At 62.2% G+C, this 14,674-nt stretch carries 9 protein-coding genes, 1 tRNA gene and 1 other RNA gene; 2 read left to right on the forward strand and 9 right to left on the reverse strand.

The genetic code is table 11. From position 1 onward, the window contains the following. Positions 1–3: 3 nt before the first annotated feature. From ACWTV1_RS12250 to ffs, 5 genes are all read right to left on the reverse strand, one after another. A complete protein-coding gene (locus ACWTV1_RS12250; RefSeq protein ID WP_498505543.1) occupies positions 4–2,238 on the reverse strand; it encodes a DNA polymerase III subunit gamma and tau in 2,235 nt (744 codons plus the stop codon). Positions 2,239–2,521: 283 nt separating this feature from the next. Then, entirely contained in the window at positions 2,522–4,630 is a 2,109-nt protein-coding gene (locus ACWTV1_RS12255) for a choice-of-anchor G family protein (protein WP_498505544.1), read from the reverse strand. A 259-nt stretch (positions 4,631–4,889) separates the two neighbouring features. After that, complete coding sequence (locus ACWTV1_RS12260; RefSeq protein ID WP_498505545.1) at positions 4,890–6,011, reverse strand: acetate/propionate family kinase; 1,122 nt, start codon at positions 6,009–6,011, stop codon at positions 4,890–4,892. Then, positions 6,008–8,116 carry a phosphate acetyltransferase gene (gene pta / locus ACWTV1_RS12265; RefSeq protein ID WP_498505546.1) on the reverse strand — a complete coding sequence of 703 codons (2,109 nt, stop codon included), beginning with the start codon at positions 8,114–8,116 and terminating at the stop codon, positions 6,008–6,010. Before pta ends, ACWTV1_RS12260 begins: the two co-directional genes overlap by 4 nt. A gap of 39 nt (positions 8,117–8,155) precedes the next feature. Continuing rightward, an RNA gene (ffs, locus tag ACWTV1_RS12270) (signal recognition particle sRNA small type) lies at positions 8,156–8,252 on the reverse strand. A 144-nt stretch (positions 8,253–8,396) separates the two neighbouring features. Between ffs and ACWTV1_RS12275 the strand changes: the two genes are divergently transcribed. Both ACWTV1_RS12275 and ACWTV1_RS12280 read left to right on the forward strand, forming a co-directional pair. After that, a tRNA-Ser gene (locus tag ACWTV1_RS12275) sits at positions 8,397–8,481 on the forward strand. A 49-nt stretch (positions 8,482–8,530) separates the two neighbouring features. Further along, a complete protein-coding gene (locus tag ACWTV1_RS12280) occupies positions 8,531–9,184 on the forward strand; it encodes a hypothetical protein (RefSeq protein WP_498505547.1) in 654 nt (217 codons plus the stop codon). 81 nt (positions 9,185–9,265) lie between these two features. On the opposite strand, the gene ACWTV1_RS12285 is transcribed toward ACWTV1_RS12280, so the two are convergent. The 4 genes from ACWTV1_RS12285 to ACWTV1_RS12300 all read right to left on the reverse strand — a co-directional run bounded on the left by ACWTV1_RS12285 (position 9,266) and on the right by ACWTV1_RS12300 (position 14,638). Next, a complete protein-coding gene (locus ACWTV1_RS12285) occupies positions 9,266–10,207 on the reverse strand; it encodes a carbohydrate ABC transporter permease (RefSeq protein WP_498505548.1) in 942 nt (313 codons plus the stop codon). Continuing rightward, positions 10,204–11,094 (reverse strand): carbohydrate ABC transporter permease, encoded by an 891-nt coding sequence (locus ACWTV1_RS12290; RefSeq protein ID WP_100389494.1) that lies wholly within the window; start codon positions 11,092–11,094, stop codon positions 10,204–10,206. The genes ACWTV1_RS12285 and ACWTV1_RS12290 overlap by 4 nt, the downstream gene beginning before the upstream one ends. A 73-nt stretch (positions 11,095–11,167) precedes the next feature. Then, entirely contained in the window at positions 11,168–12,439 is a 1,272-nt protein-coding gene (locus ACWTV1_RS12295) for an ABC transporter substrate-binding protein (RefSeq protein WP_341620569.1), read from the reverse strand. 273 nt (positions 12,440–12,712) lie between these two features. Continuing rightward, positions 12,713–14,638: a helicase HerA-like domain-containing protein gene (locus ACWTV1_RS12300; RefSeq protein ID WP_498505549.1), complete on the reverse strand. Its 1,926-nt coding sequence runs from the start codon at positions 14,636–14,638 to the stop codon at positions 12,713–12,715. Between the last annotated feature and the right edge of the window lie 36 nt (positions 14,639–14,674).

The raw sequence follows: 14,674 nt of genomic DNA on the forward strand, positions 1-14,674 counted from the left end.
GGGTTACTCGTCTCTCGGCTGAGGAACCACGCGGGGCTCCACTTGCTGTTCTTCAATAAAAGTGGCGTTCAACAATTCGCGCACGACCGCTTCGCCGTAGCGTGAGCGATCCATGCGAGCGGCTGTCGCCGACATCGCGACCCGTGCTCGCGACTCGGGCGGCGCGGGCGGTGCTGCGGCGGCTGCCGCTGCGAGGCGATCGACGGCGGGGCCATCGCTGTTCTGCTGAGCGCGCTGCGCTTGCTGCTTGACTGTCTCTTGAGCCGTTGCGGCACCGCGCGGTGCTGACGGGTCGATCTCAGGTTCCGGCTCGGATTCCGGGATAGCGGCTACAGCCCATCCCCCGGGCTCACGATCCTCGGCCGGCGCAGGTTCCTCAGGCTCGGGGCCTTCGTCGACGGCGGGAGCCGTCTGCTGCGGAGCACGCGAGGGAGCCGAGGGCTCGGTCGGTGCCGCTGAGGGGCGCGAGTCGTGACTCGGCGCTGCCGGAGCAGCGGCTGCGGGCGGGCCGGCGGGCGGCGTAGACGGCGCTCCCTCGACCTTGGCGATGAATGCTGGCTCGAAACCGAGCACGTGCACAAACGCCTTCTTGAGGTAGTCGCCGACACCTTCACCGGGCGCGCTTCGCTGCTTGAGGGCTTCGACATCCCGTTCGCTCGGGAACGAGAGCACCAAAATCTTGTCATCGCGCAGCTCAAGCGGCTTAGCAGTGAAGACAACCATCCAGGCAGTGCGCTTGAGAGTCTCGACGACTTCGAGAATCTCCGGCCAAGCATCTTTCACCTGCTGGATCGACACGGGAGTCGTGCGCGGTGCAGCCGGAGCCGAAAGGCCCAAGCTGGCGGCAGGAGCAGTAGTCGGAGCGGATGCCGGGGCTGGCTCTGCCGCAGGCGCCGCAGCGGGCGTCGCACCAGCGTCGCGCTCGCTCGCCGGCACCGAGGCCGGTGCAGCGCTAGGAGCCGAGGCAACAGGTGCAGGAGCAACCGAAGGAGCGGGGGCCGCCGTACGCGCGGCCGGGGCGGCAGCACGAGGCGCTGCAGGCGGCGTCGAGGCCGCAGCACCCGATCCGTCGCCTTCGATACCGATACGGCGCTCAAGGCGCTCCACACGAGCAAGAGCACCACGCTGGGTGTCGTCGCTGGCGGGCACCATGATGCGCGCCACCATGAGTTCGAGATGCAGTCGCGGCGACGTTGCACCAGTCATGTCAGAGAGAGCCGCATTGATCACGTCGGCTGCTCGTGAGAGTTCTGCAGCGCCCAGAGTGTGCGCTTGCTGCCCCATACGTTCGAGTTGGTCTTGCGGGATGCCGCGAAGAACTTCGGCAGCGCTGCCCGCGGTGGCGGCCACGACGATGAGGTCGCGCATCCGCTCAAGCAAGTCTTCGACGAAACGACGGGGGTCTTGACCGGTCTGGATCACGCGGTCGACCGACGAGAAGGCGGCACCGGCATCGCCGGAACCGAGAGCATCAATAACTTCGTCGAGCAGTTCAGCGTGTGTGTATCCGAGCAGCGCAACAGCACGTTCGTAGCCAACAGTTGCGGTGTCGGAGCCTGCGATGAGCTGGTCGAGCAGCGACAACGTATCGCGCACAGAACCGCCACCGGCACGCACGACGAGCGGCAGCACTCCCGGCTCGACCGTCACACTTTCGCTCTCACACAGCTGCTGAACGTAGTCGAGCATCTGGGCGGGCGGCACCAAACGGAAAGGGTAGTGATGGGTGCGCGAACGAATCGTGCCAATCACCTTGTCGGGCTCGGTGGTCGCGAAGATGAACTTCACGTGCTCCGGCGGCTCTTCAACAATCTTGAGCATCGCGTTGAATCCCTGAGGCGTCACCATGTGCGCCTCGTCGAGAATGAAGATCTTGAAACGGTCGCGGGCCGGCGCGAACACGGCGCGCTCACGCAAGTCACGGGCATCCTCAACACCGTTGTGGCTTGCCGCGTCAATCTCAACAACATCGAGCGAACCGCCACCATCACGCGACAGCTCAACACACGACGCACACACACCACACGGAGTGTCAGTCGGACCCTCGGCACAGTTAAGACAGCGCGCCAAAATGCGGGCGGATGTCGTCTTGCCACAGCCACGCGGACCACTAAACAGGTACGCATGATTGACCCGATCGGTGCGCAACGCTGTGCGCAGCGGATCGGTCACTTGAGATTGGCCGATGAGTTCAGCAAAAGTCTCGGGCCGGTATCGGCGATATAAGGCAGCAACCACGCCCCTAGCGTAGTCGTGCCCGCTGACGATCCCAACGCGCGGTGAGCGAACAGGCGCAGCCCACACTCATCTCAAAGTTTCTCGAAATCGACCAAACTACCCGGCGGCCGATTCCGAATCATCTCTGGTCGGCTGGTTACCGACCACAGCCACACCTGATCCGTGGCAAGCGTTACCCGAATAGACGTGCAGGGCCAACCCGGGGGGTGGGAAAACCCTGCACGCACTTAGCTCTCGAAGCGAGTGATTGGGTGGCAGCGCTCCAGTACGCTGCCACCCCTATTTACGCCTGGTAGCGCCCGGTGGGGCGTCGAGAAATCATGAGCAGTCCGCCAGCACCGATGAGCGCGAGCGCAAGCCACGCGCCTTGAATGCCGGATGCACCGGTGAAGGCGAGCCCGTCATCCGTACCCGCCACGGCGGAGGGCTGGAAGGTGAAGCCGGGGGTGCTGACGGAAACTACTCCCGAGGCCAAAACTGCTGGCACCCACATCGCATCATGCGCTGGAGTAACAACCGTCGCCATCGTGTCGCTCAGCACGGTGAAGTTTGTTCCCCAGAGCGATCCGAATCGCGCACCCGTAGCGCCCAAGAATCCGCTACCGCGCAACGTAACAAGGGTTCCCCCGGTATCGGGCCCAACCAGAGGCGACATCGAGTTCACGATCGGGATGCCGGTGGCGGCGTACGTGAAGTCCCCTGCAGCCGTGTCGGCAATCGGATGCTGGATCACGATTTCTGCGGCCCCCGCAGCATGCGCCGGGGTCGTTACGGTGATTTCGGTGTCGCTCACGACGGTGAACGACGTTCCATCATCACCATCGAAAGTTACTCCGGTCGCACCGGTGAAACCGGTACCGGTGATGGTGACCGCGGTGTCACCCGTTGCCGGGCCACTCGCGGGATCGACGTCAGAAATGACGGGGGCCACGCCCGTGTGGTTCGGGCCGACGGCGGAGCGTGCGATATCCAGCTCAAGAAGGCTGGCTACCGGACCTTGAGCAAGCAGCCCCACGCGCAATGCCGTTTCGACAAATTGCTGTTCGGGTGCCGTGCCGATGAGCTCTTGGTTGTTGATAGTGATCGCGAGCACGGACTCTAGCGCTGTGAAAACCGGCGAAAGCCCAGCGATCACGGGCGTAACGACGCCCGACTGCAAACCGGCAATAAAGATCTGCAGAGCCGACGTGCTGGGGTCGAGAAGATCAGAAACGAGAGGGGCAAGCGCCGCACTGACGATCGCGTTCGTTAGAGCAGTTACGGGAAAAATGCCGAGGGCCGTAATGCTGATCGTTGCTGACGAACTTGCGAGTTCAGCGAGGGTGCCGGATACAGTCACTTGAGCGAGAGGAACTACGCCCAGCCCCGGATCGATGCCCAGGTTCACCTCGATGTCTACTTCAGCGGCCTCGAGTGCCGCTGTGACGGCGTCTTCGACGTTGTCGGCGAATTGCCCGACCAAAGTCGTTATGGATGCAGTAATCGCGGTGAGCTCTGCGGAGGTCAATACCGACGTGTTTGCCGGCTGCCCCGAAAGCGAACCCCCCTTCAGCTCGGCAAGATCGACAGTGATCTCTCCCGTACCGAAGTCGATCGTTACAGCGTCGGAGGTCATCGGAGTGTAGAGGGGCGCGATCGCGCCGGGAAGATCCAGCGTGACGCTCGCCGACGTTCCCGTCGTCGAAACGAGACCAAGTCCGCCGAGCGCGCTCAAAGCGACAGTAGATACTGTACCCACAAGAGAACCGCCGGGGCCCGCAATTGCATCCACGGCCCCGGAAAGAGTTCCTGCCAGCCCGTCAACTGTCGAGCTCACTCCGGCAACAGTGTCGCTCGTAAGTTTGAGTTCAGCGCCAACGATTTCGTAGGTGCCTGTGGCAGCGGCAGGGGCAGCCGCTTCTGCGCGCGAACTCGTTGCTCCGACCTCAAGCGACAGAGCAGTAAGTTCGCTCGCCAACCCCGCGTCGAGAACTTCGGCGAGATCAAGAGAGAGCGGCGAGGGGCGGTCGCCCACGCCAAAGAGGTCCACTCCGACATCACCGTTGACATCGACAAGTCCCGTGGCGGCAATCGAGCTTCCGTCGTCGGCTGCTTGCGAGAACGCACTCAACACACCCGCATCGGCGAGCACGATCGGTACGCCGACCCCGCCCACTGTTGCGGTCACCCCCGCGAGGACACCAACGCCCACCGTCTCTGTTTGAAGCGCCTGGGTGCCGTCGTTGCTGGCATCCGATTCTCCGAGAAGAGCCAATTCTCCGGCGAGCAGTCCGGAGAGCAAGCTCCCCGAAAGGTAGGCGGACTCGGCGATTGAGTCGTCACCCGCCGCCGCCTGTGCCGGCACACCGGCAGAGAAAACCGAAAGAGTTACTAACCCCGCCGCCGCGAACATAGCAACGCCTGCGCGAGCTAAGCCTGAAAGACCCCTCGTCTGCCCGCGCGTTCCGAAAATTGGTTCCCTGAAAAACACAATTACCCCCTGATCGCGAGACCGCTGTGCAGTGTGCACACAGTCTCAACTCGAGTAGTGGTGAGCTACTCGCAGGGTGGTTTGCCCAACGTTGAGACCGCCCGAAATCGGTCTCGAAACCACATTAAAAGCTCACACCGAGGCATTTCAAGGGTTCACAACGGGGGACAACAAAGTTGGTCTATCGGGTTACAGCCTCAACTGATTCTCGTGCTATTTGCAGCTCCTCGTTGGTGGGGATCACGAGAACCTTCACGGGCGAAGCGGATGCCGACACCACACGTTCGTCGCGTCGCGCTTCAGAGTTGGCTGCGGCATCCATCACGATGCCGAACGACTCAAGCCCCTCGGCAGTGGCCAAGCGGGTGTTCGCATTGTTCTCGCCAACGCCGGCGGTGAAGACGATTGCGTCTGCTCCACCCAGCGCCACGAGGTACGCCCCGAGGTAGTGACGAAGCCGGTGGTAGTACACCGCGAGCGCCGCCTGCGCACGCTCGTCGCCAGCATCCGCCTTCGATTGCACGTCACGCATATCGCCCGTGCCGGTCATGCCGAGCAGGCCGCTTTCGCGATTGAGAAGGTGGTCGAGCCCGGGGAGATCCATGCCCGAGCGGCCCAAGTGAAAGAGTGCGCCGGGGTCGATGTCGCCCGAACGCGTGCCCATCACGAGGCCTTCCAACGGAGTCATTCCCATTGACGTTTCGACACTGCGCCCGCCGTCGATGGCGCAGACCGAAGCACCGTTGCCGAGGTGGAACACGATCAGCTTGAGATCAGCGAGATCCTTGCCCAGAACGGCAGCGGCCCGTTCCGCGACGTAGCGGTACGAGGTGCCGTGAAATCCGTATCGTCGGATGCCGTGCGTGCGAGCCAGCTCGGTGTCGATCGCGTAGGTGTACGCCTTGGCCGGCAACGTGCCGTGGAACGCGGTATCGAAAATCGCGACATGAGGAACCGTGGCGAACGTGGCGCGCGCCGCCCGAATGCCCTTGAGGTTGGCCGGGTTGTGCAGCGGGGCTAGCACCGAAATCTCCTCGAGGCGATCCTCGATTTCGTCGGTAATGACAGTTGCGGCGGTGAACTCCGCTCCCCCATGAACTACACGGTGGCCGACAACGGCCGGATGCTCGTCGCCGAGCCCCGCCAGAATCTGACGCATGCCGTCGTCGTGGTCCGTGGCTCCGCCACCGGGTTCCCCGATGCGTTCCACCATGCCGCCGCTGTAAACGGAACCAGACTCGGCATCCAGCAGCTCCCACTTGATGGATGACGAACCAGAGTTCACGACGAAGACGGTGGTCATGCTTGCTCCTGCTTCTCAGCCGCGACGGCCTGTGCCTGGATAGCGGTGATCGCCACCGTGTTCACGATGTCTTGCACGAGCGCTCCTCGCGAGAGGTCGTTGATGGGCTTACGCAGGCCCTGAAGCACGGGCCCGATCGCGACGGCGCCCGCACTGCGCTGCACAGCCTTGTACGTGTTGTTTCCCGTGTTGAGATCGGGGAACACGAAGACCGTGGCACGGCCAGCCACTTCAGAATCGGGCATCTTTGACTTGCCGACCGCGGCATCCACGGCGGCGTCGTATTGGATGGGGCCGTCGACTGCGAGGTCGGGGCGACGTTCGCTCACCAGAGCGGTCGCAGCACGCACCTTGTCGACATCCGCGCCGCTGCCCGAGGTTCCGGTGGAGTACGAGAGCATCGCGATGCGCTGGTCGATTCCGAACTGGGCTGCGGTGGCGGCGGACGATATTGCGATGTCGGCGAGCTGGGCGGCATCCGGGTCGGGGTTCACCGCACAGTCGCCGTAAACCAGCACACGGTCTTCGAGACACATAAGGAACACGCTCGACACGATCGACACATCGGGCTTCGTCTTGATGATCTCGAAGCTGGGGCGAATCGTATGCGCCGTGGTGTGCGCAGCGCCCGAAACCATGCCGTCGGCGAGACCCAAATGAACCATCATCGTGCCGAAATACGACACATCGGTCACGGTCTCGCGGGCGACATCCATCGTCATGCCCTTGTGGGCTCGCAGCTTCACGTATTCGGTAGCGAAACGGTCGCGTAGCTCTTCATCAAAGGGGCTCAGGATGCTCGCGCCCGAGATATCGAGACCGAGCTCAGCCGCACGCCCCCGAACTTCGCCCTCGTTCCCCAGGATCGTGAGCTTGGCGACGCCTCGACGCAGCAGCGTGCTCGAAGCGCGAAGGATGCGGTCGTCGCTGCCCTCGGGCAACACAATGTGCTGCGGGCGTTGGCGGGCACGATCAAGCAGGCCGTACTCAAACATGAGCGGCGTCACGACCGTGGGCGGATGCAAGTCGAGGCGGCGCATGAGCTCGGCGGCATCCACGTGCTGCTCGAAGAGCGCGAGCGCAGTGTCAAACTTTCGCGGCGATTCCGCAGCCAAACGACCGCGGGTTTTCGTGATGATGCGGGCTGTGTCATACGTGCCGAAGGAGGTGCGGATGACCGGCAGCGCCACATCCAGACCGTCCATGAGGCGCTCGATCTGCGGCAACAGGTCGAAACCACCGTTCAGGATGATGCCCGCCAGTGACGGGAACGTCTCGGAGGCGTGCGCCATCAGTGTCGCGAGCAGCACATCCGAGCGGTCGCCGGCAACCACCACGACCGAGCCCTCGATGAGACGCAGCAGCACGTTCTCCATCGTCATGCCGGCCACAACGACGCCGAGCGCTTCACGCTGCAGCAGGTCAGCGTCACCGCGGAGCAATTCGCCATCGACAGCGGCCAGTAGCGAGCCAAGGCTCGGGGCAATAAGGAAGGGATCTTCGGGGATAGCCCAGACCGGAGTATCGTCGCCGACCGCAGCGCTCACTCCCCCGATGATGTCGTCGAGATGATCGGGGTCTGACCTATTAACTACAACGCCGACCAATTGGGCGTGGGCGGCATCCAACTCTTGATGAGCGATCGAATAGACCTGAGCCATGTCGGCGGGGCTGCGGCTCTCGCCATCCTCTGACTGACCACCCAAGACTAGGAGCACCGGCGCACCGAGGTTCGCGGCGACGCGCGCGTTGTACGACAGCTCGGTGGGGCTGCCGACATCCGTGTAGTCAGAGCCAACGATGACGACAACATCGCACTGAGCCTCGACGGCTTTGAAGCGTTCGATGATGCGGCTGAGCGCGAGATCGGGATCAGCGTGAACATCGTCGTAGCCAACACCGACGGCGTCGTCATAGCTGAGGTTGACGGCTTCGTGACCGAGCAACATCTCTAAGACGTAGTCGCGCTCATCACTGGTGCGAGCAACCGGACGGAACACCCCCAACCGTTTTGCTTCACGGCTGAGCGTGTCGAGCAGACCGAGGGCGATCGTGGACTTGCCAGCGTGACCCTCGATGGAAGTGATGTAAATGTTCCGCGTCACAGCTTCAGCCTACGCGTCGAACATGCTGATCAGCACAAAAGAAAAGACCCCCCGCGCACCCGCCAGAGCCCGGTTACCCTTGCTACGTTTCCGTCCTGGGGGAGTTGGCCTGGATGGCGCCACGCGAGGAGCCGCCTCCAGTCTACCCAAAATTAGAACGCTGTTGCGCGCCCTCGTCACTCCCCTAATTCACAGCGATTGCCGCGCCGATTACCGCTGAACCCCCGACCCCGTTATGATCACTTGAGGTTGTTCGCGCTGACGCGTGTTCAACTTGCCAGGAGAATTCGCCTAGTGGCCTATGGCGCACGCTTGGAAAGCGTGTTGGGTGCAAGCCCTCGGGGGTTCGAATCCCCCATTCTCCGCACTTGAAGGCTGATGTCGCACGGCGCGAACTGACGAAAGGGACTGCCGTTGTCACGGAACAGCACCCCCTACGATCTGTCAGCGCGCGATCCTCGTCAGCGAATTATCCCGCCGCGTAGCCTGTTTCATCGTGGCGTCATTGCGGGCCTCGCGTTCCTCGGGCCCGTTTTCGGCGTGCTCTACATCATCGTTCTCCCCGACGGGCCTTGGCTTGCGGTCGTAATCACCCAGATCGTGGCCATCCTTGTGGCGGTCGGCGCGATCATCGCCTACTTTCGCATTGGCATCTGGTTCTCCCCCGACGCCCCCATCGTCAGCGAACGCGGTTTCTTCGGCCGCACCGTGCACTTCGCGAAAGCGGATGCCAAATACATGCTTCTCGCCGAGGTCTATACGAGCGACGGCCTAGAGTCGCGGCCCACGCTCGCCGTCATGGGAGCCGACGATCGCCGCCTGCTCCGGATGCGCGGCCAGTACTGGTCTCCCGAACACTTCGATCAGGTTGCCGCCGCGTTCTCCGTGCCCACTACGCGGATTCCGGGCACCGTGTCGACGGGCGAAGTTCGCGAAGATTACCCTGCCTCGCTGTATTTCTTTGAACGGCATCCGACCGCCTTTATCGCAGTCGCGATTGGCGCTACCGCAGCCACCGCGGCGATCTTGATGGTGGCTCTGACGTATCTGCGCTCGCTCGGCGCTTAGCCCCTGCGCCAACGACAAAAGCCGCGCCATCCACCCGCCGAAGCTGAACAGGATGACGCGGCTTACTGCCGTACGGAGTACTTAGCTCTTTACCGAGCCGCTCATCAGTCCGCCGATGAAGTACTTGCCGAGCACGATGTACACGACGAGGGTCGGCAGCGAGGCAAGCAGCGCTCCCGCCATCGCGGCACCGTAGTTCGCGAGTTGAGCACCCTGAGCGAGGTTGTTGAGCGCGAGCGACACCGGCCCCTCGTTCTGGTTTGACAAGAACAGCGCGAACAGGAAGTCGTTCCAAGCCGACGTGAACTGCCAGATGATCGTGACAACAAAGCCGGGAAGCGACAGCGGCAAGACGATGCTGCGGAACGTGCGCAGCATCCCCGAACCATCCATGCGAGCAGCTTCCATGAGCTCGTGAGGGATGCCGGCGTAGTAGTTGCGGAAAATCAACGTACAGATCGGCAAACCGTAGATCACGTGGACGACCAGCAGGGTGGAGACATCGCTCGGCAACCCGAGGCTCGTCTTCATTTGCACGAGCGGCGTCATAATCGCCTGGTACGGAATGAACATTCCGAACAGGATGAACGTGAACACGACATCGGCGTACGGGAAGCGCCAGCGGGCGAGAACGAAACCGTTCATCGCGCCCAGGAACGACGCGATGAGGGCGGCGGGAATCGCCAGCAAGAACGTACGACCGATGGATGCTGACAGCGTGTTCCACGCGAGAGCCCAGTTGTCGAATCCCGTGGGTCCACCCTCAAAGGCAGGTTCCCACGGCCACCGAATCGGAAGCCCCCACGAGGTGGCGGGGTTGACATCCTGCGGCGGCTTGAGGCTCGTGACAATAAGCACGTACACGGGCATCAACACGATGATCAGGAACAGTACGAGCAAGACGTACTTTGCGGTGCGGCTCAACCCGGCGCGAACGCGAATCGATGACTGCTGCGGCATTCCCGATGTGCGGGAATTGATGGACGAGCCGGGCTTCTTGTCGAGTCCAGTGCTGACACTCATCCTTGCCTCTTCTCTGCGCGAGCGGTGTAGATCAGGTAGGGAACAATCACGACGGCAACGAAGAGCAACAGAATGGTCGCGATCGTGGCTGATTTGGCGTAGTCGTTCGAGGTCAAGGCAACCCACAGGTAGGTTGCGGGAACCTCGGTCTGGTAGATCGACTTCGTGATCGCCATGATGAGGTCGAAGACCTTGAGCGACATATGACCCACGATGATGAGGGCCGAGAGGGCTACGGGGCTCAGCTGCGGGAAGATCACGTAGCGGTAGAGCTTCCACTCGGTAGCGCCATCCATGCGGGCTGCTTCACGCAGCTCTTCAGGGATGCCACGGAAGCCCGAGAGGAACAGTGCCATAACGTAACCGGCGAGCTGCCAAATGGCGGGCAGTGCGATGGCGGCCATGCCCCAACCGGGTTCGTTCCACCAGGAGTTCTGGAGAAAGTCCAGCCCCAGGTTTTCGAAGACTCGGTTGAGTCCGGATGCACGATCACCCTCAGCGCTGTTGAGCAACCAGCGCCACACGACACCGGAGGCCACGAACGAGATCGCCATGGGGAACAGGAACACCGAGCGGAAGACGCCCTCTGCGGTGACGCCTTTGTCGAGCATCCATGCCCACAAGAATCCGAAGATCATGGTTCCACCGATGAAGAAGACGGTGAAGACACCGAGGTTCTGCAGCGAGTGGATGAAGCGCTCTTCAGCGAAGAGCGCGAAGTAGTTATCGAGTCCAACGAACTCGGTTGCCGGAACCAGGCTGTTCCGGTTGCTGAGCGACACCGAGATGTTGGCGCCAATCAGGCCGTACACAAAGATGCCGAGAACGACGATCGTCGGGGCAATCAGTAGGAGCGGCGGCCCCCAGTTTTTGTATCCTTTTTTCACGCGCGAGCTCCTCGGTTTGCACGGTAGTGGGTGGGGGCGCGTGCCCCCACCCACCGTTATCTCGTGGTGCTAGTTAGCCCTGAGCCTTGTCAGCTGCGGCAACGAGGCCGGAGAGCAATGAGGCTGCATCGCGGTCAGCGCCGAACTTACCGATAGCCGAGGAGATGTCTCCCGACCAGGCAATGCTGGCTGCTGCGCCGTGAGCAAGCGAGCTCACTACGGTGTCTTCACCGAAGGAGGTGATGGCGGTCTGCTGGTACGCGGGGTAGTCAGCGGCAACCGTGTCGGTGCGAGCCGGGATCGAACCCTTGGCGAGGTTGAATGCCTTCTGGCCTTCAGCCGAGCTGATGGTCGTCAGCCAGTCAATGGCAGCTGCTTCGTGAGGAGCGCCTACCGAGAGAGTGAACGAGTCAGCGAGGAAGTCGAAGACTCCGTCGGTGCCGGGGGTTGCCCAGGTGGTGTACTCGTTGTCGTAGGTCCAACCAGCCTGCTGGAATGCAGACTCGGCCCAGTCACCCATGACGTTGTACGCAGCGTTGCCATCGAGAACGATCTGCGTTGCAGCATCCCAGTCGAGGCCAGCGAAGTCGCTGTTGGTGTATTCGAGCAGCTCGCCGTAGTGGCCGATTGCGGTCTCTACGCCAGCGTCGTCCCACGAGGTGTCGCCGGTCCAGAGGCCCGAGTAGCCCTCAGCGCCAAGGTCAGCGATGAGAACGTTTTCGAAGAGCTGCATCTGAGTCCACTCAGTACCGAGCGCGAGAGGAGTCTCGACTCCGGCGTCCTTGAGCTTCTTCAGGTCAACGAGCCAAGCGTCGATGTCAGCAGGAGCGGCCATCGGGTCGATTCCGGCATCCTCGAGCACCTGGGTGTTGGCCCAGACGACGTTGGCACGGTGGATGTTGCTGGGCACAGAGTAGATGGCGCCATCAACAGTGATGCGCTCGATCAGGCTCTCGGGGAAGACGTCGGTGAGGCCGTTGTCTTGGTAGAACGAGCTGAGGTCCTGCAGCTGACCGGCGTTGATGTAGTCAGTGAGTTCTGCTCCGGCGTGAGCCTGGAACGTGTCCGGCGGGTCATTCGACTCGAGACGTGACGCAAGAGCTGCCTTGGCGTTGGAGCCGGCGCCGCCAGCTACTGACGCATTGATGAACTCGATGTCGGGGTTCTGCTCGTTGAAAACGCCGACGAGAGCGTCGAGACCGACCTTCTCTGAACCTGAAGCCCACCAGGTGAATACCTCAACCTGGTCAGCGTTGTCGGGGTCTGAGCTAGGGGTGCTCGAGCAGCCTGCAAGAACGAGGCCTAAGGCCACCGCCCCTGCGATCATGGAAAGTGGCTTACGCATTCTGTGTTCCTCCATTGGAAAGTGAGTGCTGTTCCGTTCAAGAAGTGAATCGGACGTACATCAGTAAAGTGCCTCACCCTTGGGTTTGACAAGTGAACGCAGCAGAATTCTTCAGAATTTGTTGGTTACGATTTGGCAACAGCGGTGCGATGGCGGCGCTGTCCCCGACGCCCCTACCCGAGGTGAGGCACGTAAAAAGCCCATGAATACTGGGAAGTAGAGGCCTGCGTCGCAGTTTCTCTCGCGCCTAGGCCACCTGGAGTGCCCGCCCCGTTAGCGCCGTTTGAGCGTGGAGAAAATTCCGCGCAGCACTTCACGAACGACAGTTTGTCCAGTTCGTGAACCCAAGACGTCACCCAAAACGTTCGTATCCTTGCGCGTCGAGGTGCGCGTGGTGGTGCGGCTAGAGCTCGACGATGACGACTTTTTGTTCATGTCTTTCAGCGCGCGTTCGTACTCAGCCTGCACCTTCGCTTGCTCTTTGGCCTTGGCCTTGGCGAGCTTCTCGGCTTCCTTCGCAGCGTCTTCCGCTGCCTCCGCCGCTTCGGCAGCGGCATCCGCTTCTGCCGCCGCATTCATCTTCACGGCCAGAATCTCCCGGGCCGATTCGCGGTCAACAGCGGTGCCGTACGTCGCCATGAGCGGGGATGCCTCAACAGCCGCTTCCATGACCGCGGCATCGGTCGGAGACATCGAACCTTGAGGCGCGCGAAGCCGAGTCCACGCCACTGGCGTTGGCGCACCCTTCTCGTTCATCACCGTGATGATCGCTTCACCGGTCGCGAGCGTGGTCAGCACTTCGCCGAGGTCGTAACCCGAGGTGGGATAGGTCGAGACTGTCGCCTTGAGAGCCTTAGCCGAATCCGGGGTGTGGGCTCGCAGCTGGTGCTGGAATCGTGAACCGATCTGCGCCAGGACATCACTGGGAACGTCCTTGGGAGTCTGCGTGACGAAGACCACACCAACACCCTTCGAACGGATCAAGCGCACCGTCTGCGTAATCGAGGCAATGAAGTCCTTTGACGCATCCTTGAACAGCAAGTGAGCTTCGTCGAAGAAGAACACGAGCTTGGGCTTATCGATGTCGCCGACTTCGGGCAGGTCGTTGAAGAGGTCGGCCAGCAACCACATGAGGAACGTCGAGAACAGCGCCGGCTTATCGCTGACGCCCGGGATTTCGAGCAAGCTCACGATTCCGGCTCCATCGGCGTTCGTGCGCAAGAACAATGAGGTGTCGATCTCAGGCTCACCGAAGAAATCATCGGCGCCCTCATTGGCGAACCCGATCAGCTCACGCAGGATCACGCCAGCAGTCGCCGACGAAAGCCCTCCGAGGTTCTTCAGCTCAGCCTTGCCCTCGTCGCTGAGCAGCCACTGCACCACGGCACGCAGATCGCTCAGGTCAACCAGCGGAAGCCCGGCCTGATCGGCGTAGTGGAAGATCAGGCCCAGGCTTGATTCTTGAGTGTCGTTGAGCCCCAACACCTTCGACAACAACAGTGGCCCAAAGCTCGATACGGTGGCCCTGATCGGAACCCCCGTGCCCATTCCGCCCAGCGTGAAGTACTCGGTGGGGGATGCCGCAGGCTGCCAATCTTGACCGATCGAGTCGGTGCGCTCCAGCAGCTTCTCACTCGAGGTGCCTGCCGTCGCGATGCCCGAAAGGTCACCCTTGATGTCGGCCGCAAACACCGGAACTCCCGCAGCGGAAAGCTGCTCGGCGAGCACCTGCAAAGTCTTTGTCTTACCGGTACCCGTAGCGCCGGCCACGAGACCGTGACGGTTGAGCATCGCAACGGGGATGCGTACGGGCACACCGGCGAGCGCATCGCCGTTCACGAGGGCACCCATCTCGAGCACCTCGCCCTCAAAGGCGTAGCCGTCGCGAACCGCGCCAACTTCATCGGCGGACAGCGGGCCGTCGCCAGTCTCGGTTAGTGCGCCCGTGGGGGCGGATGCCGGAGCGGCTTTCGGCTTGCTCGTGGTGGTCTCGGAGTCCGCGCTGGTCTCGGCTGCAGGCTCGGACTCAGCTGCGCCCTCGGAGTCTGCGGCAGCGGCTGCCTGCTCGGCTGCCTGCTCGGCTGCTTGCTCGGCGGCAAGCGCGGCTTCTGCCGAAGCGAGTTCGGCAGCCGCGAGTGCGGCCTGAGCCTCGGCTAGGGCCTTCTTGGCTGCTTCTACTTGGGCTGCGGCATCCGTCATGCTTCTAGCCTACGGAGTGGCGCCAGTCACGACCAT

Source organism: Salinibacterium sp. VpJ6, from assembly GCF_059767345.1.